This window comes from Brevundimonas sp. MEB006b, assembly GCF_030209705.1.
In the GTDB taxonomy this organism is placed as follows: domain Bacteria; phylum Pseudomonadota; class Alphaproteobacteria; order Caulobacterales; family Caulobacteraceae; genus Brevundimonas.
On record NZ_JARVRL010000002.1, the window covers coordinates 175,232 to 197,945 of the forward strand.

Sequence of the window (22,714 nt, forward strand, 5' to 3'; positions counted from 1 at the left end):
ATGAGGGGGCTGGTTGACCCAGGCCCCCTTTTTCCATTTTGAATGCGGGCAGAGCCCCCTCATCCGAGCCCTTTGGGCTCACCTTCTCCCCCGAGGGGAGAAGGATCAGGAGTTTTCCATGCGCCCTCTTCTCCTCGCCTCCGCCGCCGTTCTTGCTTTCGCCGCCGCCAGCTCGGCCAGCGCCGAGGAAGGCATGTGGACCTACGACAACTTCCCCATCGCCCGCGCCAACCAGACGCTGGGCACGAATATCGACCAGGCCTTCCTGGATCGGGTGCGGCTGTCGTCGGTGAAGTTCGGCGGCTGTTCGGCGGGCGTGGTGTCGGGCCAGGGCCTGGTGATGACCAACAACCACTGTGTCGCCACCTGCGTCGCCAACCTGTCCACGCCGCAACAGCAATATGGCGAGACCGGCTTTACGCCCAAGACGCGCGAGGAGGAGCGCAAATGCCCCGGCGCCACGGCCGAGATCCTGACCGACATCTCCGATGTCACCGAGCGGATGCACAAGGCCGGCGAAGGGCTTGAGGGCCAGGCCTTCACCCAAGCGCGCGAGGCCGAGGCCGGGCGGATCGAGACCGAAGCCTGCGGAAACGATCCCAAGATCCGCTGCCAGGTCGTCAGCCTGTACCGGGGCGGCCAGTTCAAACTCTACAAGTACCGCAAATACAGCGATGTGCGCCTGGCTTGGGCGCCGGAAGATCGCGCCGCGACCTTCGGCGGCGATCTGGACAACTTCTCCTTCCCGCGCTTCGCCATCGATGCGGCCTTCATCCGCCTGTACGAGGACGGCAAACCGGTCGAGTCGCCGGTCCACTTCGCCTGGAACGCCGACAAGCCGACCGAGGGCGAGGCCGTCTTCATCACCGGCAATCCCGGCGCGACCCAGCGCCTGCTTACGATGGACCAGCTGGCCACGATCCGCGACGTGGTCCTGCCACTGGATCAGTTGATCGCCTCGGAGCTGCGCGGTCGTCTGATCCGCTATTCTGAAGAGGGCGAGGACCAAGCCTTTATCGCCATGGACCCGATCGTGGGCGTGGAGAACACCTACAAGCGCGGATTGGGCCGGATGCGCGCCCTGACCGACGCCCAGTTCATCCAGGCCAAGGCGGCGGCCGAGGTCGACTTCATGCAGCGCTACGCCGCCGCCAACGGAAATGGTCCCGATCCCTGGGGTGCGCTGGAAGCGGTCCAGCCCATCGCGCGCGAACTCTATGCGCCGACCGCCCTGCTGGAAGGCGGCACGGGCCTGGGCACCACCTCGGTCGCGGGCGGATCGCAGCTGTTCCAGTGGGCCAAGGCCATCGTGCGCGGCGCGCAGGAGCGGGCCAAGCCGTCGGACCAGCGTCTGGCCGAGTTCGCCGACAGCCGCCTGCCGGGCGTCGAATCCGGCCTGTTCGCCGAGCGGCCCACCTATCCCGAGCTTGAGCAGATCCGGCTGGAATGGTGGCTGTCCAAGACGCGCGAATCGCTGACGGTGGACAGCCCCTACGTTCGCACCCTGCTGGGCAAGGAAAGCCCCGAAGAGCTGTCGGCCCGCGTCGTCTCAGGCACCAAGCTGGCCGATCCGGCCGTGCGTCGCGCCCTGTGGACCGGCGGCCTGGCGGCGGTTCAGGCGTCGGACGATCCGATGATCCAGTATTTGCTGTCGATCGACGCCGACGCCCGCGCCGTCCGCACGGAATGGGAGAATAAGGTCAAGGCGCCGACCGACCGCGCGTCGGAACAGCTGGCGGCCGCCCGCTTCGCCGCCTATGGCGACGCCGTCTATCCCGACGCCACCGGCACCCTGCGTCTGACCTATGGCAAGGTCGAAGGCTCCGACGTGCCAGGTCAGCGCTTCGGCGCCTTCACCACCTTCGCCGGCCTTTGGGACCGCGCCACCGGCGCCGAGCCGTTCACGGTCGCGCCCAAGCTGATGGCCGCCAAGGACCGGATCGATCCGAACGCGGTGATGGACATGGCCGTCTCGACCGACACCATCGGCGGTTCGTCCGGCTCGCCGGCGGTCAACGCCCGGGGCGAGATCATCGGGGCCAACTTCGATTCCACCGTCCTGACCCAGCGCAACGCCTATGGCTATGACCGCAACACCAACCGCAGCGTGATCGTCACCACCCAGGCCGTCACCGTGGCCCTGCGCGACGTTTATGGGATGGATCATCTGCTGACGGAGCTGGGCGTCAGCCGGTGACGCAGATCGCCGTCAGCGTGGCGACGCCCTACGACGTCGCCGCGCTGCATCCTCTGATCGAGCGCGCCTATCGCGGCGACACCGCCAAGGCCGGCTGGACGCACGAGGCGGACCTGCTGTTCGATGATCGCACCAGCGCGGCGGAGCTGTCGGCTCTGATCGCCGATCCCGACCGGGTCATCCTGCTGGCCCATCGCGACGGCGCGCTGATCGGCTGCGTCCAGGTCGCCCACGCCGGCGACGACCTGACCTATCTCGGCATGCTGACGGTCGAGCCGACCTTGCAGGCGTCCGGCCTCGGCCGTCGTCTGCTCGCGGCCGCCGAAAGCGAGGCGATCGCGCGTTTCGGTGCGCGCCGCATGGAAATGACCGTCATCCACCGCCGGACCGAACTGATCGCCTGGTACGAACGACGCGGTTACACCCCCACCGGCGAGACTCGCCCCTTCCCCGTCGATCCGCCCCGACCCGAGCTGGAATTCGCGGTGCTGGAAAAAGCGCTCTAGCCGCCCCTTGCAAAACGGACAGTCGTGTCCATTTACGCGCCTCACCATGACGCGCCCTGCCGAAAAACCTGTCCGTAAGGACGCCGCTCTGAACCGGGCGGCGGTGCTGGAGGCGGCGCGCGCGGTCTTCGCCGATCAGGGGCTGGATGCGCCCCTGGATCTGATCGCCGAACGGGCCGGTGTGGGGCGCGGCACCCTCTACCGGCACTTCTCCGACCGCACCGAACTGGCCTTGGCGGTGCTGGAGGCCGACGTCGCAGACCTGGGTCGGCGCACCGCCGAACAGGGCGATGATCCGCAGGCCTTCTTCTGGTTTCTGGACCGCCTGGCCGAGGACATGGTGCGCAATGCGGGACTGGCCGGGGTCGTGCGGAACGTGCGGTCGCCAGATGCGCTTACACCGTTGCGGCAGAGCTTGATGGAGGCGGGCGCCGCACCGCTGAAGCGGGCCCAGGCCGCCGGCCTGGTGAGGGAGGATCTGCGGCCGATGGACATCCGTCTGATCGCCACCCTGCTGGGCGCCGGTTTTCAGGGCGCGGACGAAGCCGAGCGCCAGGCCGTGTCGCTGCGCACCCGCGCGCTTGTTCTGGACGGGCTGAGACCGCGCGGGGAACCGCGCTGATGGCCCGCAACAACTGGCACCTGCCCTGGGAACAGTATGTCGAGACGCTGAAGCCGCACGAGCGGCCGATGATGCCCGGCTCGCCCGCCACGCCCGATCACCCCTGGCCGATGCGGATCCAGTACGCCCTGACCGGCCTGCTGGTCGCCATGGTCGGATCGCTGGGCAACGCCGCCGTCACCGCCAACATCCAGAACCTGCAAGGCTCGCTGGGGATCACGATCACCGAGGCCGCATGGCTGCCGGTCGTCTTCGTCATGACCAACGCCTGCATGAACCTGATCCTGGTCAAGTTCCGGATGCAGTACGGCCTGCGCCTGTTCACCCAGATCTTCCTGGGGGCCTTCGTGCTGGTCTGCGCCGCTCATCTGTTCGTCGACAACTATCAATCGACCCTGCTGGTGCGGGCCATCGCCGGCATGGCGGGCGCGGGCCTTTCCAGCCTGGGCTTCCTCTACATCATCCAGGCCTTTCCGGCGGCGCATAGACTCAAAGGGCTGATCATCGGCATCGGCCTGGCCAGTTTCGCCGTGCCGATTTCGCGGCTCGTCATGCCCGGCCTGCTCCAGCTGGGCGACTGGCGCGCCTTCTATCTGTTCGAGCTGGGCCTGTGCCTGGTCGCCTGGGGCGCGGTGCAGGTGGTCAAACTGCCGCCGTCCGAGCGGCTGCGCGTGTTCGACCGGCTGGACTTTTTGACCTTCGCCCTGTTTGCGCCAGGCGTGGCCCTGTTGTGTGCGGCCCTGGGTCTGGGGCGGATCGTCTGGTGGACGCAAGCCGCCTGGATCGGCTGGGCCTTGATCGGGTCCGTCATCCTGCTGACCGCCGCCTTCCTGGTCGAGCACAATCGCAAGAACCCGCTGATCAACACCCGCTGGCTGACCGGACCGGATTTGCTGCGCCTGTTCGGGGCGATCCTGCTGATCCGCATCGTGCTGTCGGAGCAGACATCCGGCGCGGTGGGCTTCCTGACCGTCGTCGGCCTGGGACCGGATCAGCTTCACGGCCTCTTCGTCGTCATCCTTCTGTCGATGATCGCCGGCACCCTGGTCAGCGCATTCACCCTGAACATGGAGAAGCTGAACAAGCCGATCGCCATCGCCCTGGCGCTGATCGCGGTCGGCGCGTGGATCGACAGCCATTCGACGGTCCTGACGCGCCCGGCGCAGCTGTATTTCAGCCAGGCCCTGATCGCCTTCGCCTCGGCCATGTTCATCGGCCCGGCGCTGATGATCGGCATCGTCAAGGTGCTGACCCAGGGCAAGCAGAACCTGATCAGCTTCATCGTCATGTTCAGCGTGCTTCAGAACGTCGGCGGTCTGGCGGGTTCGGCGCTGACCGGGACGCTTCAGATCCTCCGCGAGAAATACCATTCCAACCAGCTGGCGGCCGGGATTTCGGCGCTGGATCCGCAGGTCGCCTTGCGGATGCGCCAGCTGTCGGGCGCCTATGCCTCGACGATAACGGATCCCGCGCTGGCGAACGCCGAAGGCGCCGTCCTGCTGGGCCGACAGGTGACGCAGCAGGCCAATGTGCTGGCCTACAACGATGTCTTTCTGGTCATCGCCGTGATCGCGGCCCTGGGCTCCGCCTGGGTGACCGTCACCCACCTGCGGCCGCGCTGGAAGGCGCGCCGCGACGCCAAGAACAACAATGCAGACGCTGCGGTCCAGAGCGCCGTCGCCGCCGCCGACTGAACCGAGACCCACAATGACCGACGCCGCCCCGCCCGCCCCCGCCTCTTCCGCCCCCGCCGCCCCGCAAGCGCCTGCCGCTGCTCCGCCTGCGCCTGCGCCGAAGAAGAACGTCATGTGGACCGTCATCGCCGCCGGGGTCGCCCTGCTGGGCGTTCTGATGGTGCTGTACGCCTGGCAGTTGCCGCCCTTCCGGGGCGCGATCCAGCGCACGGACAACGCCTATGTGCGCGGCCAGGTGACGATCATCAGCCCGCAGGTGAACGGCTATGTCACGGCCGTGCCGGTCCAGGACTTCCAGACCGTCCAACAGGGGCAGTTGCTGGCCCAGGTGGACGACCGCATCTATCGCCAGCGGCTGGAGCAGGCGGAGGCCAGCCTGCACTCGGCCCAGGCAGCCCTGTCCAACTCGGCCCAGACCCAGGCGTCGGCGCGCGGATCGGTGGCCCAGCAGCGCGCCTCCATCGCCGCCGCCGAAGCGACGCTGACACGGGCCCAGGCCGACGCCAACCGCGCCCGCACCCTGAAGGCCGGCGGCTGGGTCGCCCAGGCCAATGTAGACGTCGCCGAGGCCGCCCTGCGCAGCGCCCAGGCCCAGGTCGCCCAGGCCCGCGCCGCCGAGGGCATCGCCCAGACCGGCGTCACCTCCGCCGTCGTCGGCCGCGACAGCCTGGCCGCCGCCGTCGAGAACGCCCAGGCCGCCGTGCGCCTGGCCCAGATCGACCTGGCCAACACCCGCATCGTCGCCCCCCGCGCCGGTCGTCTGGGCGAGATCGGCGTGCGCCAGGGCCAGTATGTGACCGCGGGCACCCAACTGATGGGTCTGGTGCCGGACGTGGTCTGGGTCACGGCCAATATGAAGGAGACGCAGATGAAGAACATCCGCGTCGGCCAGCCGGTCGAGATCACCGTCGACGCCCTGGGCGGCCAGACCCTGCGCGGCCATGTCGAACGCATCGCCCCCGCCGCCGGGTCGGAGTTCAGCGTCATCCGCCCCGACAACGCCACCGGCAACTTCACCAAGGTGGCCCAGCGCATCCCGGTCCGCATCCGCATCGACCCGAACCAGCCCGCCGCCGAGCGCCTGGCGCCGGGCATGTCGGTGGTGGCGAAGGTCAATACGGCCGGCTGACGGAACGCGCAGCTCCCGATCGCGCTACCTGTCCCAGCAACGGAGAGCACCATGGACCGCGAACAGACCAAAGGTCGTGAAGAGAACGGCGCCGATCCAGCCGGCAAACCGGACGCCCTGACCTCTGACAAGGCAACGAAGGCGGTCGGTCAGGCCGAGCGCCAGAGCGCGGGACCGGACGGCCTGGACGCTGCTGAGATCGGCGACACGTTCAAGCGCAAACCCTGACGCCGGATCAGGCTGATCGCGGCGACAGGCTGGCGGCGAGCAGATGCACGTCGTGCGCCCGCATCCGCTCAAAGTTTCCCAACCCCAAGGCCAGGGCGCGCATGATCTCGGTCTGGCGCGTATGTTCGGGATGAGCGGGCAAGGACGGCTCCGCCCGCGCCAGTTCCGCATCCAGTTCGGCCATCATATGGGCCAGGATTCCGTCGTTCATCTGATCCTCCATCACGCCGCCGACCGCCGCAGACGGTTAGAGCACAAACGGAACAAATCAGGAACACGCTGACCCAAGAAGGCTGTGGATGGTGCGGTCGGTTTTGCAAAATCGTCCGGCTGACCCTGCCGTTTAATCCACCTTAACCACAAGGATTCACCATAGTGGTCTCACTGTTGCGGGGCCGCGTTTCCATGTCCGATCTGAAGACCCCTGTCCTCGCCAAGGACGTCATTCATCGTGGCGACTGCATCGAGGTGCTGAAAAGCCTGCCCGACGCCTCGGTGGACATGGTCTTCGCCGATCCGCCCTATAATCTGCAGCTGGGCGGCGACCTGCTGCGTCCCGACAATTCCAAGGTCGATGCGGTCGATGACGACTGGGATAAGTTCGCCAGCTTCGCCGACTACGACGCCTTCACCCGCGCCTGGCTGGCGGAATGCCGCCGCGTCCTGAAGCCCGAGGGCTCGATCTGGGTGATCGGCAGCTACCACAACGTCTTCCGCCTGGGATCGGCGATCCAGGACCTGGGCTTCTGGGTGCTGAACGACATCATCTGGCGCAAGTCCAACCCGATGCCGAACTTCAAGGGCACCCGGTTCACCAACGCCCATGAAACCCTGATCTGGGCCGCCAAGTCGCGGGATCAGAAGCGCTACACCTTCAACTATGATGCGCTGAAGGCTTTCAACGAAGACACCCAGATGCGCTCAGACTGGACCTTCGCCCTGTGCACGGGCGAGGAGCGGATCAAGGACGCCGACGGCAAGAAGGCCCATCCGACCCAGAAGCCCGAAGCCCTGCTGCACCGCGTCCTGCTGTCGGCGACGCGCCCCGGCGACGTGATCCTGGATCCCTTCTTCGGCACCGGCACCACCGGCGCCGCCGCCAAACGCCTCGGCCGCCACTACGTCGGCATCGAGCGTGACGAGACTTATGCCGAGGTCGCCGAAACCCGTATCGCCTCGGTCATCCCTGCCCGCCCCGAAGACCTGATGGTCACAGGCTCCAAGCGCGCCGAGCCCAAGGTGCCGTTCGGCGCCTTGGTCGAGGCCGGCCTGCTGCAACCCGGCGACCGTCTGTATTGCCCAAAGGGTGAGCGCGAGGCGCGTGTTCGTGCGGACGGTTCGCTGGTTCACGGTTCGCTCAGCGGCTCGATCCACAAGCTGGGCGCGCTGCTGGAAAACGCACCGGCCTGCAACGGCTGGACCTACTGGCGCTTCAAGACCGACCAGGGGCTGAAATCCATCGACGCCCTCCGTTCGGAAGTTCGCGCCGCGATGTAAGCCGCTGCGACCGCGCGTCGCGTAAGCCACATCAATCACTTAGCCGGCAATCCGTCGCCAATACGTACGATTTCGCACACTCAATATGGGTCAGCTTCGCTGTAACCCCGCGAAACGTATGTGAAAATTCATCAGCTGCGACGGAACTTCGCAGTTGCGAGAACATTGATGTCAACGGCCCGCCAGGATGCGGTGTCGGAGCACATCACCATGAAAATCGCGCAGATCACCCCGTTGTACGAGGCTGTGCCTCCCAAGCTGTACGGCGGTACGGAACGTGTGGTCGCGCATCTGACCGACGCCCTGGTCGATCTGGGCCACGACGTGACGCTGTTCGCCAGCGCCGATGCCCAGACCAAGGCGCGTCTTGTGCCCGTGCGTGATCAGGCGATCCGTCTGGATCCGGCGCCGTTGAAATCCGACCTCGCCGCCCACCTGTCGATGCTGGGCGAAGTGTTGGACCGCGCCGACGAGTTCGACGTCATCCACTTCCATACCGACATGGTCCACTTCCCGCTGTTCCAGAAATATGCGGACAAGACTCTGACGACGCTGCATGGCCGTCTGGATATGAAGGACCTGCCCGGCGTCTATGCGCGCTGGAGCGAGTTCGGCCTGGTCTCCATTTCCGATGATCAGCGTAAGCCGCTGCATTTCGCCAACTGGAAAGCCACCGTCCATCACGGCATGCCGGGCGAACAGTACATCTTCTCCCCGAAGTCCGAGGGCTATCTAGCCTTCCTGGGTCGCATCTCGCCCGAGAAACGCCCCGACCGCGCCATCGAGATCGCCACCAAACTGGGCAAGCGTCTGAAGATGGCCGCCAAGGTGGACGCCGCCGACAAACGCTATTGGGAAGAGACCATCCGCCCGCTCGTCGAGGGCAATCCGCTGATCGAGTTCATCGGCGAGATCGGCGATCACCAGAAGTCTGCCTTCCTCGGCGGCGCCGAGGCCCTGCTTTTCCCTATCGACTGGCCGGAGCCGTTCGGTTTGGTGATGATCGAGGCCATGGCCTGCGGCACGCCGGTGATCGCTTTCCGCTGCGGCTCGACGCCTGAGGTCATCGAAGACGGCGCCACCGGCTTCCTGGTCGATACGATGGAACAGGCCATCGCCGCGGCCGGACGCGCGCATCTGCTGGACCGCGAGGCGATCCGCGCGCGGTTTGATCTGCGGTTCTCGGCCACCGCCATGGCGCGCCGGTATCTGGACGTCTACGGCGATCTGCTGGCCCGTCGCCCGTTCGCGGAAACCGCGCTGGATGACGTGGTCACGCCGTTGCGTCCTCGTGAAGAACGCAGCTTCGCCGCCACCGCCTGAAACCAACTCAGTCGGGACGCCGTTGCAATCCTGAGTTTGTAACGGCGTTCACCCAAAAGTTAAGCTTATCCATTACGGTCGTCCCAAATCGGGGCGACCACTATGCAATGGACAGCGATGAGGCGGCGGCTGGCGCATCTGCGCCGGAATACCGCGGGCAACATTGCGACCTTCTTCGCCCTGTCCGCCATGGGGCTGACACTGATGGTCGGCCTGGCCATCGACATCAATCGCTATGTCTCGGTCAGGAACCAGGTCCAGGAAGCGCTCGATGCAGCAGCGTTGGGGGCTGCGGCGTCCCGCGCCCAGACCGTCAAGGAACTGGAAGCGGTCAGCGGTCCCTATCTGGAGGCCAATCTTAAGACTGGCCAACTGATCGATGGCTGGAAGACCGGCACCCAATACGTCGATGGCAAAATCGTCAGGGTGACTTTCAAGGGCGGGGTCAAGCCCATCTTCGCGGGTCTGGCGGGCGTCAAACAGTTCGACATCAACGCCCTGTCCGAGGCGACGCGCGGCGTGGCGCAGAAGATCGAGACCGTCCTGGTGCTCGATAACACCTGGTCGATGAGCGAAAAGGACAGCCGCTCGATCAAGCGGATCGATGCGCTGAAGAGCTCGGCCAGTCTGCTGGTCAACGAGTTGATGGCGACCGAGAGCGACGAGGTCTCGATCGGCGTCGTGCCTTATGCGGACTACGTCAACGTCGGGATTGGCAATCGTAAGGCCTCGTGGATTTCCGTGCCCGACGACTATGTTCAGGAGCGCACCTGCACGACCAAGACGACCTACAGCGGCGGCACTCCCTACCCCTGCACCACCGTGCGCGACGGCGTCAGCGAGACCGGCACCTGCTACAAGGATCAGGTGGTCAAGACGGTCACCGTCCCGCCCTATGCTTGCAACGTCAGCTACAAGTGGTTCGGCTGCGTCTATTCGCGCAACGTCGGCACGACGCGGCTGAACGACCAGTCGCCGGCGACGCCCTACAAGGGTTTCCTGACGACGGGCCAGAGCTGCCTGAATGCGGTCAGCCCCTTGTCCAAGAGCAAGTCCAGCGTGCTGAACGCAATCAAGAACCTCGTCATCAATGTCGGCGGCTACAAACCCGAAACCCACATTCCATCCGGCCTGATCTGGGGCATCAATCTGCTGTCGCCTACCGCGCCGTTCCAGGAAGGCGGCGCCTACGATCCGGCGAACCGCACGCCGCGCAAGATTTTGGTGCTGATGACCGATGGTGTGAACACCCTGCGTTACCGCTCGTCGGACGGCGCGCACGTCGCAACGGCCAAAGCCAATGAGCTGGCGGCGACGGATGCCGATTTCGGTTCGATCTGCACCTATGCCAAGTCGAACAAGATCGAGGTCTTCACCGTCGGCCTGAACGTGCCCACGCAGAACGGGCGCAATTTGCTGAGGACCTGCGCCAGCGATTCCGACCATGCCTTCCTGGCAGAAGACAGCGCCGCTCTGGAAGCCGCCTTCCGCGACATCGCGCGGTCCATCGGCGTCGTACGGCTGATCAAGTAAGTCTCTCAGGTCGCTTGGCGATGAAAAAGCACAGGTTCGCCTGAACTCGTCGGCGACTTGCCCATTAAAGTCTGCAAGCGGCCCCTGAGCGCCGCATTCGGGTGCGACACGTTCGGCCGAGGCCTCACAACGACGGGGAAGAGACCGCATGGACGACGCCTATTCCACTCAACTGACCGCCGGTGAATCGGTCGAGGCCACGGGTCTCGAACAGCTGATGGCGCTGAAGGAAGGCGACACCTTCCTGGTCGCCGACGGGTGGGGCGACATGAAGGGCGGCGCCGACGGCCTGTTCGCGGGTGACACCCGCGTCCTGTCGCGCTGGGCCATGACCGTCGGCCTGCTGAAGCCGTCGCGCCTGTCGTCCGGCGTCAGCCAGGACAACGTCTTCTTTTCCTGCCACACCACCAACCGTCCCCTGCCCCCGATGGGCGGTCGATCGGCCCCGGCTGGTGTCCTGCATATCGAGCGCCGGCGCTTCCTGTGGAACCGGCGGATGTTCGAGCGCATCCGCATGGTCAACCACGGGGTGGAGGACATCCTGCTGCCGCTGGCCTTCGACTTCGGCGCGGACTTCTTCGATATCTTCCAGGTGCGCGGCACGCCTCGGGCCAAGCGCGGGACGATCCACACGCCGACCACCGACGGTCGCCGCGTCACCTTCCGCTACACCGGGCTGGACGACGTGGATCGATCCAGCTGTATCGCCTTCTCCGAACCGCCCGCGCGCCTGACGCATCAGCGCGCCGAGTTCATGTTCAGCCTGCCCAAGGGCCGCTCCCTGGACCTGTTCATCGAGTGCGGCGTGGACGCCTGCGAGACACCGGACGCCGACCGTTGGCGACAGAACGCCATACAGGCGCGCCTGGCCATGCGCGCCAAACGCCGGCGCGGCGCCTCGGTGCGCGGCCCGCGCAGCCCGCGCTTCAACGACTGGCTGGACCAGTCGCGCGCCGACATGGCGCTGTTGACCACAGACCTGCCGACCGGCCCCTATCCCTATGCGGGCACGCCGTGGTTCTCGACCCCGTTCGGCCGCGACGGCATCATCTCGGCCTGGCAAATGCTGTGGCTGGACCCGTCGCTGGCCAAGGGCGTGCTGACCTATCTGGCCTCGCGTCAGGCGACCGAGACCTCGCTTTACCGGGACAGCCAGCCTGGCAAGATCATGCACGAGACGCGCGGCGGCGAGATGAGCGCCCTGCATGAGGTGCCGTTCGGCCTCTATTACGGCGGGGTCGACACCACCTGTCTGTTCGTGGCCCTGGCCGGAGCCTACGCCAACCGCACCGGCGATCTGAATCTGATCCGCAAGCTCTGGCCCAATCTGATCGCGGCCGCCGACTGGATGCGCGACTATGGCGACAGCAACAATGACGGCCTGATCGACTACCAGCGCGGGGCCGACACCGGCCTGTCCAACCAGGGCTGGAAGGACTCTGAGGATTCCATCTTCCACGCCGACGGTCGCTTCCCCAAAGGTCCGATCGCGCTTCTGGAGGTCCAGGGCTACGCCTTCGCCGCCTGGAAAGCGCTGGGTGATCTGGGCGAGCGCCTGCACGACGATCGCACGACCGAATGGCGGATGCGCGCCGAACAGGTCCGCTCGCTGGTCGAGGAAAAGTTCTGGATGGAAGATGAGGGCTTCTATGCCGTGGCCCTCGACGGCGACGGCCAGCAATGTCGCGCCATCGCCTCCAACGCTGGACACCTGCTGTTCACCGGCCTGCCGTCGCTGGAACGCGCGCGGCGCGTCACCAAACGCCTGCTGACCGCCGAGTTCCGCACCGGCTGGGGCATCCGCACCCTGGAGGTCGGACAGGCCCGCTTCAATCCGATGAGCTATCACAACGGCTCGGTCTGGCCGCACGACACCGCCATGGCCGCCGCCGGCATGGCGGCTTACGGCGAGCGCGATGCGGTCGCGCAAATCCTGGCCGAGATCTACGCTGCGGCCGCCCACTTCCACCTGCGGCTGCCCGAACTTTTCTGCGGCTTCCCGCGTGAGCCGGGCGAGCCGCCCATCGCCTATCCGGTCGCCTGCCTGCCCCAGGCCTGGGCGGCGGGATCGGTTTTCCTGATGCTTCAGGCGACCCTGGGCCTGTCGATCGACGCCTGGACCGAGACGGTCGATCTCTCTGACCCCGTCCTGCCCGCCGGTCTGGATCGTCTCAAGATCACCGGCCTGGAAGTCGGCGTCGCCGTTGTCGATCTGAATATCCAGCACGCCGACGGTCGCGCCGTGGTCATCCCGCATCACAAGCAGGGCAAGGTTTCGATCCGCACGTTGCGATAGGCCTCAGCCGAACAGATCAGGCACGCTCGCCCGGTCCAGCGCCTTGGCGAAAACCGTCGGCAGGGCGGCCCGGGCCGCCTCGATCGGCATCCAGCGATAGTCACCGTCCGCATCGACGCGCGCGGTCATCACCGCCAGCGTCAGGCTGAAGTGGGTGAAGACGTGCTCCACAGCCCCCGCGTCGCGCCAGTCGGCCTCGACCGGCGCTGCGGCAACAGGCTCGCCTGTCGTCCAGTCGCTGGTCGGCAGGCCCAGCATTCCGCCCAGCAGCCCCTTTTCGGGTCGCGTCTCGACTGCGACCCGCCCCTGGTCGTCAACCAGCACATAGGCGATGCCCCGCCGATGCGGCTGCTCCGCCTTCTTCGTCTTTATCGGGAACCGGGTCGGGTCGCCCGTGGCCAGACCCAGGCATTCGCTGGCTACCGGACAGGTCACGCACGACGGTGATTTGGGCCGGCAAACCGTCGCGCCCAGATCCATCAACGCCTGCGCCCAATCCCCTGGCCGCTCGTCGGTGACGAACAGGCCGGCCAGCCGCCTCAGCTCGGGCCGGGCGGCGGGGACCGGCGTCTCGACCGCGAACAGACGCGCCATGACCCGCTCGACATTGCCGTCCACCACATTGGCCGCCCGGTTGAAGGCGATGGAGGCGACGGCTGCGGCCGTGTAGGCGCCGACGCCCGGCAGGGCGAGCAGCGCCGCCTCGGTGTCCGGAAACACCCCGCCATGCTCGCCCGCCACCGCGCGCGCACAGGCAAGCAGATTGCGCGCACGCGCATAGTAGCCCAGTCCCGCCCAGGCCCCCATCACCTCTGCATCCTCGGCCGCCGCCAGGTCCGAGACCGTCGGCCAGCGCGTGGTGAAGGCGTGGAAATACGGCGTCGCATGCGGCACGGTCGTCTGCTGCAGCATGACCTCCGACAACCAGACGCGGTATGGCTCGGTCCGCGGCGCGCCGACGGCCGCTCGCCACGGCAGGCTGCGCGCATGGGCGTCGTACCAGGCCAGCAGCCGCGAGCGGATCAGGTCTATGTCGGGAGAGACGTCAGGCATCGGTCGGGCTATATAGACCCATGCGCCGCACGCTGCCCACAGACGCCGAGGTCCGCGAGATCCTGTCTCGCCGCCGCACCCGTCCGGTCCCCCGACCGGCGCCGCGCGCGGGCAAGGCGCTGACGCCCCTGATCAAGAAGCTGGACGAACAGTTCGGACGCGGCGCCGGCGCGCTGGAGCCCCGCTGGCGCGAGATCGTCGGCGATCGCCTGGCGCGCGTCACCCGCCCGCAGAAGCTGACCAAGGGCAAGGGCGGTCAGCCCGGCGTGCTGGAGTTGCGCGTCGCCGGCGCCGCCGCCCTGCTGATCCAGCATCAGTCCGAGGACATCTTGGCCCGCGTCAACCTGTTCCTGGGCGCCGGGACCGTGGACCGGTTGCGCATCGCCCAGGGTCCGGTCGCCCCTTTGAAGGAGGCCGCCGCCCGTCCCAAACGCAGCGCCAAGCCGCCGCCCCTGCCCGCCGAGGCCGAGGCCGATCTGGCCGCATCGATTGCTTCAGCCCCCGACGATCTGCGCGCCGCCTTGGTCCGGCTGGGCCGCGTCGCCCTGTCGCGCTCCGACATCAAGTCCGACTGAGCGCCGCGCCTTGGTTGGCAGTCGCCCCCCGGTGCTGTAGGAAGAGATTGTAAAGCGACAAATATCCGCACGGCGCTTCCGGTCGCGCGCCTGTATTCCGAGCCCCGATGAAGCAGCAAGACGACTGGCGACTTACCGATGTCGTCGAACACGAAATCGGGCGCGGAGATCCGTTCGCCGCTGCCATACGTGGCACGCGCATGCCGATGGTCATCACCGACCCGCGTCGCGACGACAATCCCATCGTCTTCGCCAACAAGGCCTTTCAGGACCTGACCGGCTACGAGCGCGACGAGATCATCGGCCAGAACTGCCGTTTTCTTCAGGGGCCAGATTCCGATAGGGACGCCGTGGCCAAAATCCGCGACGCCCTGCAGGCCGGTACAGACATCCACATCGATCTGCTGAACTATCGCAAGGACGGCAGCACCTTCTGGAACGCCCTGTTCATCAGCCCTGTGCGCAACGCCCACGGCGACATCGAATATTTCTTCGCCTCGCAGTTGGACGTGACCGAGCGGATCGAGGCCCAGGCCTATGTCGAAAAGCAGAAGGCCCTGGTCGAACGCGAAGTCGCCGCCCGCACCGCCGATCTGCAAGAGGCGCTCGCCGCCAAGACCCTACTGCTTCACGAGGTCGATCACAGGGTCAAGAACAACCTGACCATGATCGGCTCGCTGCTGCGGCTGCAATCGCGCTCGCTGTCCGATCCGGCCCTGACCGCCACCTTGGACTCCATGTTAGAGCGAGTGGACGCCCTGGCGACCGTTCACCGCAAACTCTATCAGTCCGAGGACGTCACCCAGTTTGACGTCGGCGCCTTCACCAACACCCTGGTCGCCGATGTGATTGGCTCGACAGGACGCACCGATATCGAGGTGTCCGTCGATGTGGAGCCCATGTTCATTCCTTCGACCCATGCCTCGTCGATCGGGCTGATCATCAACGAACTGCTGACCAATGCGATCAAGCACGGCTTCCCCGAGGATCGCGGCGGCCGATTGATCGTCTCGGCCAAAAGAACGGAACAAGGCGGCCAGGTCGTTGTTCAGGACGACGGCCCCGGCATTCCCGGCGCTGCGCATCAGGGATTGGGCAAGACTTTGATCGGTCGTCTTTCAAAGCAGATCGGCGGCAAGACGCTGTGGCTGCCAGCCGACCCCGGAACGCGCGCGGTCGTCGACTTCCCCGTGAGCGGCTAGGTGCGCGCCGCCGGGCCTCACTTCGACATCCTGGTCGTCGAGGACGAGGCCCTGCTTGTGATGGACCTCGAGGCGATGCTTGAGGACGAAGGCCACCGGCTGGTCGGAGAAGCCATGTCCCTGAGCGAGGTCGAGTCGCTGTCGCTCGACGCGCCGCCCGACATCGCCTTTGTCGACATCCAGCTGGCGGATAACTCCAGCGGTCTGGACGTTTGTCGCCTGATAAAGGATCGCTGGCCGTCCACGGCCGTTGTCTTTCTGACCGCCAACCCCAAGATGATCCCCGAGGACTTCCTGGGCGCCCACGGCGTGATCCCCAAGCCCTTCTCACGGTCCGGCCTGCTGTCGGCGATGCGCTTCATTCAGCAGGGCATAAGCGATCCGCCGCCCCGCCAGGACAGGCCGCAAAGTTTCATCCCCGCACCGGCGATCAATCGGGCCTGGGCGCGCGGATAAGGCGCTGTTGACAAAACTTCGCCGCACCTGTTCCAGACTAGTTCACGGTTGCGCCATTCCCGGGGAATCGCGCGATCATCGCCAACGATCCGATCCGAGGAACCTTCATGGCCGACACTGAATCCCGCTTCGCCCGCATGAGCCGTCGTGCGGCCATCACCGGCGCCGCACTGGCGACCATGGCTTTGGCGGCCTGCGGCGGCGGCGCCAAGGGTGCGGCCGAGGGCGACATGGGTCTGGGCGCGCCCGAAGGCGCCAAGGTCACGGTGGTCGAATACGCCTCGGTCACCTGCCCCCACTGCGCCCTGTGGCAGAAGAACACCTGGCCGGCGTTCAAGGCCAAATACGTCGACACCAACAAGGTCCGCTACGTCTTCCGCGAACTGCCGACCCCGCCGGTCGACGCCGCCACCGCCGGCTTCCTGGTCGCGCGCTGCGCCGGTCCGGACAAGTATTTCGACGTGGTTCACCAGCTGATGGCGACGCAGCAGGAGATGCTGACGTCCTCGCCGCGCGACTGGCTGCTGCGCACCGCCCAGGCCGCCGGCCTGTCCGAGCAGCAGTTCAATGACTGCGTCACCGACAAGGACGCTGTCGCCGCCATGGAGAAGCGCGTCCAGGCCGCCCGCGCCCAGGGCGTGACCGGCACCCCGGCCTTCTACGTCAACGAAACCCAGGTCATCTCGCCCGGCGGCGAAGGCGCCAGCCTGGCCGACCTGTCCACCGCCATCGACGCGGCCCTGGCCAAGTAACCGAGGCCAAATCAGATGATGCGACGCGCCTTTATCGCCGCCGGTTTCGCCCTCGCCGCTCTGTCCGGCGGCTTGGCGACGCCGGCGCTCGCCGCCGATGCGCCCCCGCCCGTCACGGCCCAGGATCATATCCTGGGTCGGGCGAATGCGCCGGTCACGGTGATTGAATACGCGTCCTTCACCTGCTCGCACTGTGCGGACTTCCACAACACTGTGCTGCCGGCCTTCAAGGCCAAATATATCGACACCGGCAAGGTCCGGCTGGTTCACCGCAACCTGCCGACCGCGCCCGCCAATGTCGCCGCCGCCGCGGCTGCGGTCGCCCTGTGCGCCGCGCCCGAACGCTATTTCGACGTGGCGGCCGTCTTCATGCGCGATCAGGCCAACCTGCAGACCACCGGCGCCCAGCCCTGGTTCGCAGCCGGCATCGCCGCCAGCGGCAAGACCCGCGAGCAGATCGAGGCCTGCCTGAACGGCCCGACCATCCGTACGGCCCTCGACGCCCAGATCGAGGGTGCGCGCGCCGCCGGCGTCGCCGGCACGCCCACCTTCTTCGTCAACGGGACGATGGTGATGGAGCATTCGCTGGAGGCCCTGTCGGCCGCCATCGATCCGCTGCTTCGGTAGTCCGCCAGGACGATGCAGTTCCAGCGCCTCCGGCTCGTCGGCTTTAAGTCGTTCGTCGATCCGGCGGAGGTGCACATCGAATCCGGCCTGACCGGCGTCGTCGGCCCGAACGGCTGCGGCAAGTCCAACGTCCTTGAAAGCCTGCGCTGGGTCATGGGCGCCAACTCAGCCAAGGCCATGCGCGGCCAGGGCATGGACGACGTCATCTTCGCCGGAGCGGCCGGCCGTCCCCCGCGCAGCCACGCCGAAGTCAGCCTGACCATCGACAACGCGCAACGCCGCGCGCCCCAGCCCTTCACCGACAGCCCCGTGCTGGAGGTGTCGCGCCGCATCGACCGGGGTCAGGGCTCGACCTACCGCATCAACGGCAAGGAGGTGCGCGCCCGCGATGTGCAGCTGCTGTTCGCCGACGCCTCGACCGGCGCCAACTCGCCCGCCCTGGTGCGTCAGGGCCAGATTTCGGAACTGATCGCCGCCAAGCCGCAGAACCGCCGGCGCATTCTGGAAGAGGCGGGCGGCGTCGCCGGTCTGCACACCCGTCGGCACGAGGCCGAGCTGCGCCTCAAAGCCGCCGAGACCAACCTGGACCGGCTGGACGACATCGGCCGCGAGCTGGAGACGGCGCTGAACCGGCTGAAGCGCGAAGCCCGCCAAGCCGAGAAGTACAAGAAGATCTCGGCAGAGATCCGCGCCCTTCAGGCCGCCCTGCTGTATGTGCGTTGGAACGACGCGCGTCTGGCCGCAGAGGCCGCCGCCGCCGAACTGCGCGAGGCCGACCGGGCGGTGGCCGACACCACGACCGCCGCCGCCGCCGCACAGACGGCCGCCCTGTCCGCTCAGGACGCTTTGAAGCCCGCGCGGGAAGAGGACGCCGTCGCCTCCGCTCTGCTGCACCGCGCCAGCCTGGAGCGCGATCGGCTGGACATGGCTGAACAGGCGGCCCGTGCGGAAGTGGATCGCCTCAAGGCCGAGGCCGCCCGCATCGCCGCCGACGCCGCGCGCGAAGACGGCATGGCCGCCGACGCCCAGCGCGAACTGGACCGGCTCGACAACGAACTGAGCCGGCTGAAGGCCGAGATCGCCGCCGCCCCCGAACGCGGCCCCGAATTGGACATGGCCCTGGCGGCCGCCGAGGACGCCCGCAAGGCCGCCGACGGCGAGGTCGAACGGCTGGCGGGGATGCTGGCCGCCGTCGAGGCCCGCGCCAATGCCGAGACGGCCCGCAAGCGCGACGCCGAGGCCCGGCTGACCCGCGTCACCGCCCAGCACGATCAGGCCCGGCGCGAACGCGAGGCTCTAGGGCCGCTGGAAACGCCCGAGCTGGAAACCGCCCGTCAGGCGCTGGAAGCGGCGCAGGCCGACCTTGCCGCGGCGCGCGACGCCGTCGAGGCGGCCGAGGCGACACGCGGCGAACTGGCCCGCGCCGAACAGGAGGCACGGACCGCCGCCCGCGCCGCAGAGGACCGGTTGGGCCGGCTTCAGACCGAGGCGCGCGGCCTGGCCCAACTGCTGGTCACCGGCAAGCGTGACCATCCTCCGGCTCTGGACAAGGTGCGGGCCGACAAGGGTTATGAGGCCGCCCTGGCCGCCGCCTTGGGTGACGATCTGGACGCGGCGCTGGACGCCAAAGCCGCCGCCTACTGGGGCGGGGCGGATGCGCGCCCCCCGTCCTGGCCCGCCGGTATCACGCCGCTTTCGGATCATGTTCAGGCGCCGGCACAGTTGACCGCGCGCCTCGCTCTTTGCGGCGTGGCGCCGAAGGCCGAGGCGGTCCGGCTGGCCGGACTTCTGCCTCCCGGCGCGCGCCTGGTGACGGTCGAGGGCGACCTCTATCGCTGGGACGGGTTCGTCAGCCGCGCCGAGGCGCCGCGCCCGGCCGCCGTGCGGCTGGCACAGCGCACGCGCCTGGCCGAGCTGGAGGCCGAGATCGACAAGGGCAGACCGGCGCTGGATCAGGCGCAGGCGGCCCAGAAGTCGGCGACGGAAGCCTTTCGCGCCGCCGAAGAGACGGTCAAGGCCGCGCGCCTGAAGCCCTTCGCCGCCGACAAGGCCGTGACCGCCGCCCGCGACCGCGTGGAAACCCTGGCCCGCGAGCAGGCCCGCCGCGAGGCCCGCGCCCAGGCGCTGGACGACACCGTGAGCCGGCTGGCGGCCGACGCAGCCGAGGCGCAAGCCGCCCTGGACGCCGCCCAGACCACCGACGCCCCGTCCGAGACGATCGCCGGCCTGCGCGACGAACTGACCGCCGCCCGCTCCACGGCCGACGCGGCCCGCACCACCGCCCAGACCGCCCGGTCGGACCGCGACGCCGAGGCCCGCGATCGCCAGGGTCGCGAGCAGCGGCTGGGCAGCCTGACCCGCGCGCGTGAAGGCTGGGTCACGCGGTCCAGGGACAGCGCCGGCCGCGTCGGCGCCCTGGCCAAGGACGCCGACCGGACGGCCGCCCTGCTGAAGCAGGCCGAGGTCGCGCCCCAGGGCTTCGCCGAACAGCGCGGCAAGCTGCTGGACACGCTGGTCGGCGCCGAACAGAGGAAACAGGCGGCGTCGGACGCCATGGCCGTCGCCGAGACTGAGGCGACCGAGGCCGACCGCGCGTCTCGCGCCGCCGAGACCGCCGCGTCGCAGGCCCGCGAGGCCCGCGCCGGCCTGTCCGCCCGCGCCGAGGCCGCCGCCGAGAAGCTGGCCGAGGCCGAGACCACCCTGCGCGAAACGGCGCAGATGTCGCCGCAGGAACTGGGTCAGAAGCTGACCGACGACGCCATCGCCCGCCCGCCCGACGCCGCCGGCGCCGAGAGCCTGCTCTACGGGCTGGAGCGCGAACGCGAGGCCTTGGGGGCCGTCAACCTGCGCGCCGAGGACGAGGCGGTCGAATACGGCGAGCGGTTGAACAGCATGAAGTCGGAACGGATCGACCTGACCCAGGCGATCGCCAAGCTGCGCGACGGCATCGACGAGCTGAACGCCGAGGGCCGCGAGCGACTGGTGGCGGCGTTCGACGTGATCAACGCCAACTTCAAGACCCTGTTCGAGGCCCTGTTCGGCGGGGGCCAGGCGGAGCTGAAGCTGGTCGAGAGCGACGACCCGCTGGAGGCGGGGCTTGAGATCTACGCCTGCCCGCCCGGCAAGCGGCTGTCGGTCATGAGCCTGATGAGCGGCGGCGAGCAGGCGCTGACGGCGGCGGCCCTGATCTTCGGCGTCTTCCTGGCCAACCCCGCGCCCGTCTGCGTGCTGGACGAGGTGGACGCGCCGCTGGACGACGCCAACGTCGACCGCTTCTGCCGGATGCTGCACGAGATGCGCAGCCGCACCGACACCCGCTTCATCGTCATCACCCACAACCCCGTGACCATGAGCCGGATGGACCGGCTGTACGGCGTCACCATGCCCGAACGCGGCATGAGCCAGTTGGTCAGCGTGGACCTGAAACAGGCGGAGACCCTGGTCGCATGATCGCCCTGCTGCTCGCGCTCGCCGATCCGCAGATGGTCCTGACCGGCGTGGGACGGTTCGCCATCTATGCCGACGTGGCCTCGATCAAACGCGAGGGCGACGTGGCGCGGATGCGGGAGCTGCAGGTGACCGAGGCCGGGTTCAAGGTCGGAGATGTGACCTATGTCGGGGGCTGGTCGCGGTGGGCGTTCGACTGCCGCGCGAGGACGGCGGATCGGTTGGACTTCTCCTCTTTGAAGGCGGACGGGACGGAAGGGCCGGCGACGCCCGACGCCGCCCCCGCCTATGACGCCGCGCCGGGCGGGGATGCAGCCGAGCTGCTGGCTATCGCCTGCGGAGCCGAACGGCCGGCCCAGGCGCTGACGCTGGAGCAGGCCATCAGCCAGGGACAAAGGGCGCTGGCGGACTGACCGCCCCCTCGGCGGGCTTGTCCGACCCTTGTGGCCATTCGATACGGTCGCGCGGCAGGGCCTCGCGGCATTCGTCGCGCATGAAGGCCATCAGCTTCTCGCGGATCTCGCAGCGCAGGTCGAAGGCGACCGGGGCCGAGCGGGCGCTGGCCAGGCAGCGCACCTGAAGCACGCGTTCGGTGATGTCGGTGACCTGCATCACCTGCACGTCGCCGTCCCAGTGTTTGGACGCCTTGACGATGCCCTCGAAGGCGGTGCGCAGCCGGTCGATGGGCGCTTCGTAGTCCACGTAGAAGAAGGCGACGCCGATCAGACGGGCGTTCTCGCGCGTCCAGTTCTGGAAGGGCTTGGTGATGAAGTAGGACAGGGGCAGCACCATCCGGCGCCAGTCCCACAGCTTGACCACCACATAGGTCGAGGTGATTTCCTCGACATTGCCCCACTCGTTCTCGACGATGACGGCGTCATCCAGGCGGATGGGCTGGGTCAGGGCGATCTGGATGCCGGCGACCATGTTCGTCAGGATCGGCTGAAGCGCCAGACCGGCGATGATGCCGACGACGCCGGCCGAGGCCAGCAGGCTGACGCCCCACTGACGGAAACCGGCGATGGTCATCAGGGCCAGGCCCACGGTGACGATGAACAGCACGACCTTGGCCACCCGCTGCAGGATGCGGGTCTGGGTCAGGTGCTTCCTGGCCAGCAGATTGTCCTCGACGGCGATATTGTACCGCTTGAGATGCATGACCGACCACATGTCGAGCACGCCCGACGCCATCCAGCCGAGGGTCAGGATGAACAGGAACAGCAGGGCGCTGCGGATATCCTCGGACGGGCCGGGATCCATCGGCGAGACGGTCACGCCGATGCCGATGCCGATGATGATGATCAGGACGCGCAGCTTGACCCGGGCGCGTTCGACCACGCCGCGCCAGAAGAGATCCTTGTTCCGAACGACGCGACGCAGGATGGCGAAGACGATCTTGTGCGTCAGCCAGCCGCCGCCGACGAAGACCAGCAGGACCAGGCCGATGACCGCCCATTCGGGCAGCCAGTCGAACCGATGCCACAGGGCGCGGATCTGGCGGGTGACGGCGATGATTTCGGGAGGCATGAGCTTCCTAACGCGTCAGGGCCGAGAGGGTTGATGTCTCCTCCCTGTCG

At 67.6% G+C, this 22,714-nt stretch carries 20 protein-coding genes; 17 read left to right on the forward strand and 3 right to left on the reverse strand.

The features are described from left to right. Positions 1-118: 118 nt before the first annotated feature. From QRN13_RS02490 to QRN13_RS02515, 6 genes are read left to right on the forward strand one after another with little or no spacing between them, the layout of a single operon-like run. On the forward strand, positions 119-2,197 hold the full coding sequence (locus tag QRN13_RS02490; RefSeq protein ID WP_284876717.1) for a S46 family peptidase: 2,079 nt from the start codon (positions 119-121) through the stop codon (positions 2,195-2,197). Then, the gene (locus QRN13_RS02495) at positions 2,194-2,703 is read left to right on the forward strand and encodes a GNAT family N-acetyltransferase (protein WP_284876718.1); all 510 of its coding nucleotides are present in this window, start codon (positions 2,194-2,196) and stop codon (positions 2,701-2,703) included. Before QRN13_RS02490 ends, QRN13_RS02495 begins: the two co-directional genes overlap by 4 nt. A 46-nt stretch (positions 2,704-2,749) precedes the next feature. After that, positions 2,750-3,325 carry a TetR family transcriptional regulator gene (locus QRN13_RS02500; protein ID WP_284876719.1) on the forward strand — a complete coding sequence of 192 codons (576 nt, stop codon included), beginning with the start codon at positions 2,750-2,752 and terminating at the stop codon, positions 3,323-3,325. Further along, positions 3,325-5,019, forward strand: coding sequence for an MFS transporter (locus QRN13_RS02505; RefSeq protein WP_284876720.1), 1,695 nt, complete (start codon positions 3,325-3,327; stop codon positions 5,017-5,019). Before QRN13_RS02500 ends, QRN13_RS02505 begins: the two co-directional genes overlap by 1 nt. 13 nt (positions 5,020-5,032) lie before the next feature. Beyond that, positions 5,033-6,148, forward strand: a complete 1,116-nt coding sequence (locus tag QRN13_RS02510) for an HlyD family secretion protein (RefSeq protein WP_284876721.1) — start codon at positions 5,033-5,035, stop codon at positions 6,146-6,148. A gap of 51 nt (positions 6,149-6,199) precedes the next feature. Continuing rightward, positions 6,200-6,376 (forward strand): hypothetical protein, encoded by a 177-nt coding sequence (locus tag QRN13_RS02515; protein ID WP_284876722.1) that lies wholly within the window; start codon positions 6,200-6,202, stop codon positions 6,374-6,376. Between the two features lie 7 nt (positions 6,377-6,383). Here the strand turns inward: QRN13_RS02515 and QRN13_RS02520 are convergent, their stop codons facing one another. Continuing rightward, positions 6,384-6,587, reverse strand: coding sequence for a hypothetical protein (locus QRN13_RS02520; RefSeq protein WP_228763748.1), 204 nt, complete (start codon positions 6,585-6,587; stop codon positions 6,384-6,386). A gap of 194 nt (positions 6,588-6,781) precedes the next feature. Here QRN13_RS02520 and QRN13_RS02525 point away from each other — a divergent pair, with 194 nt between their 5' ends. From QRN13_RS02525 to QRN13_RS02540, 4 genes are all read left to right on the forward strand, one after another. Further along, complete coding sequence (locus tag QRN13_RS02525; RefSeq protein ID WP_284876723.1) at positions 6,782-7,873, forward strand: site-specific DNA-methyltransferase; 1,092 nt, start codon at positions 6,782-6,784, stop codon at positions 7,871-7,873. A gap of 210 nt (positions 7,874-8,083) precedes the next feature. Further along, positions 8,084-9,196, forward strand: a complete 1,113-nt coding sequence (locus QRN13_RS02530) for a glycosyltransferase family 4 protein (RefSeq protein WP_066554628.1) — start codon at positions 8,084-8,086, stop codon at positions 9,194-9,196. Positions 9,197-9,298: 102 nt separating this feature from the next. Then, positions 9,299-10,729, forward strand: coding sequence for a pilus assembly protein TadG-related protein (locus QRN13_RS02535; protein ID WP_284876724.1), 1,431 nt, complete (start codon positions 9,299-9,301; stop codon positions 10,727-10,729). A gap of 148 nt (positions 10,730-10,877) precedes the next feature. After that, the gene (locus QRN13_RS02540; RefSeq protein ID WP_284876725.1) at positions 10,878-13,025 is read left to right on the forward strand and encodes an amylo-alpha-1,6-glucosidase; all 2,148 of its coding nucleotides are present in this window, start codon (positions 10,878-10,880) and stop codon (positions 13,023-13,025) included. A gap of 3 nt (positions 13,026-13,028) precedes the next feature. Here the strand turns inward: QRN13_RS02540 and mutY are convergent, their stop codons facing one another. After that, positions 13,029-14,078 carry an A/G-specific adenine glycosylase gene (gene mutY, locus QRN13_RS02545; RefSeq protein WP_284876726.1) on the reverse strand — a complete coding sequence of 350 codons (1,050 nt, stop codon included), beginning with the start codon at positions 14,076-14,078 and terminating at the stop codon, positions 13,029-13,031. A 20-nt stretch (positions 14,079-14,098) separates the two neighbouring features. On the opposite strand from mutY, the gene QRN13_RS02550 reads away from it, so the two are divergent. From QRN13_RS02550 to QRN13_RS02580, 7 genes are all read left to right on the forward strand, one after another. After that, complete coding sequence (locus tag QRN13_RS02550; RefSeq protein ID WP_055754080.1) at positions 14,099-14,653, forward strand: DUF721 domain-containing protein; 555 nt, start codon at positions 14,099-14,101, stop codon at positions 14,651-14,653. 107 nt (positions 14,654-14,760) lie between these two features. After that, positions 14,761-15,855 carry a PAS domain-containing protein gene (locus QRN13_RS02555; RefSeq protein WP_055754079.1) on the forward strand — a complete coding sequence of 365 codons (1,095 nt, stop codon included), beginning with the start codon at positions 14,761-14,763 and terminating at the stop codon, positions 15,853-15,855. Further along, on the forward strand, positions 15,856-16,311 hold the full coding sequence (locus QRN13_RS02560) for a response regulator (protein WP_082503461.1): 456 nt from the start codon (positions 15,856-15,858) through the stop codon (positions 16,309-16,311). 107 nt (positions 16,312-16,418) lie between these two features. Further along, the gene (locus QRN13_RS02565; RefSeq protein WP_039246870.1) at positions 16,419-17,063 is read left to right on the forward strand and encodes a DsbA family protein; all 645 of its coding nucleotides are present in this window, start codon (positions 16,419-16,421) and stop codon (positions 17,061-17,063) included. Positions 17,064-17,078: 15 nt separating this feature from the next. Further along, positions 17,079-17,690 carry a thioredoxin domain-containing protein gene (locus QRN13_RS02570; protein ID WP_284876727.1) on the forward strand — a complete coding sequence of 204 codons (612 nt, stop codon included), beginning with the start codon at positions 17,079-17,081 and terminating at the stop codon, positions 17,688-17,690. Between the two features lie 12 nt (positions 17,691-17,702). Further along, the gene (gene smc / locus QRN13_RS02575) at positions 17,703-21,140 is read left to right on the forward strand and encodes a chromosome segregation protein SMC (RefSeq protein ID WP_284876728.1); all 3,438 of its coding nucleotides are present in this window, start codon (positions 17,703-17,705) and stop codon (positions 21,138-21,140) included. Continuing rightward, entirely contained in the window at positions 21,137-21,550 is a 414-nt protein-coding gene (locus QRN13_RS02580; RefSeq protein WP_284876729.1) for a surface-adhesin E family protein, read from the forward strand. Before smc ends, QRN13_RS02580 begins: the two co-directional genes overlap by 4 nt. On the opposite strand, the gene QRN13_RS02585 is transcribed toward QRN13_RS02580, so the two are convergent. Continuing rightward, positions 21,519-22,664, reverse strand: coding sequence for a mechanosensitive ion channel family protein (locus QRN13_RS02585; RefSeq protein ID WP_091749403.1), 1,146 nt, complete (start codon positions 22,662-22,664; stop codon positions 21,519-21,521). The genes QRN13_RS02580 and QRN13_RS02585 overlap by 32 nt on opposite strands. Between the last annotated feature and the right edge of the window lie 50 nt (positions 22,665-22,714).

Excerpts from the sequence above, each read along its gene's own strand:
- QRN13_RS02490 (WP_284876717.1), top strand. The coding sequence starts at position 119 with ATGCGCCCTCTTCTCCTCGCCTCCGCCGCCGTTCTTGCTTTCGCCGCC.
- QRN13_RS02500 (WP_284876719.1), top strand. The coding sequence starts at position 2,750 with ATGACGCGCCCTGCCGAAAAACCTGTCCGTAAGGACGCCGCTCTGAAC.
- QRN13_RS02505 (WP_284876720.1), top strand. The coding sequence starts at position 3,325 with ATGGCCCGCAACAACTGGCACCTGCCCTGGGAACAGTATGTCGAGACG.
- QRN13_RS02510 (WP_284876721.1), top strand. The coding sequence starts at position 5,033 with ATGACCGACGCCGCCCCGCCCGCCCCCGCCTCTTCCGCCCCCGCCGCC.
- QRN13_RS02515 (WP_284876722.1), top strand. The coding sequence starts at position 6,200 with ATGGACCGCGAACAGACCAAAGGTCGTGAAGAGAACGGCGCCGATCCA.
- QRN13_RS02520 (WP_228763748.1), bottom strand. The coding sequence starts at position 6,587 with ATGAACGACGGAATCCTGGCCCATATGATGGCCGAACTGGATGCGGAA.
- QRN13_RS02525 (WP_284876723.1), top strand. The coding sequence starts at position 6,782 with ATGTCCGATCTGAAGACCCCTGTCCTCGCCAAGGACGTCATTCATCGT.
- QRN13_RS02530 (WP_066554628.1), top strand. The coding sequence starts at position 8,084 with ATGAAAATCGCGCAGATCACCCCGTTGTACGAGGCTGTGCCTCCCAAG.
- QRN13_RS02535 (WP_284876724.1), top strand. The coding sequence starts at position 9,299 with ATGCAATGGACAGCGATGAGGCGGCGGCTGGCGCATCTGCGCCGGAAT.
- QRN13_RS02540 (WP_284876725.1), top strand. The coding sequence starts at position 10,878 with ATGGACGACGCCTATTCCACTCAACTGACCGCCGGTGAATCGGTCGAG.
- mutY (WP_284876726.1), bottom strand. The coding sequence starts at position 14,078 with ATGCCTGACGTCTCTCCCGACATAGACCTGATCCGCTCGCGGCTGCTG.
- QRN13_RS02550 (WP_055754080.1), top strand. The coding sequence starts at position 14,099 with ATGCGCCGCACGCTGCCCACAGACGCCGAGGTCCGCGAGATCCTGTCT.
- QRN13_RS02555 (WP_055754079.1), top strand. The coding sequence starts at position 14,761 with ATGAAGCAGCAAGACGACTGGCGACTTACCGATGTCGTCGAACACGAA.
- QRN13_RS02565 (WP_039246870.1), top strand. The coding sequence starts at position 16,419 with ATGGCCGACACTGAATCCCGCTTCGCCCGCATGAGCCGTCGTGCGGCC.
- QRN13_RS02570 (WP_284876727.1), top strand. The coding sequence starts at position 17,079 with ATGATGCGACGCGCCTTTATCGCCGCCGGTTTCGCCCTCGCCGCTCTG.
- smc (WP_284876728.1), top strand. The coding sequence starts at position 17,703 with ATGCAGTTCCAGCGCCTCCGGCTCGTCGGCTTTAAGTCGTTCGTCGAT.
- QRN13_RS02580 (WP_284876729.1), top strand. The coding sequence starts at position 21,137 with ATGATCGCCCTGCTGCTCGCGCTCGCCGATCCGCAGATGGTCCTGACC.
- QRN13_RS02585 (WP_091749403.1), bottom strand. The coding sequence starts at position 22,664 with ATGCCTCCCGAAATCATCGCCGTCACCCGCCAGATCCGCGCCCTGTGG.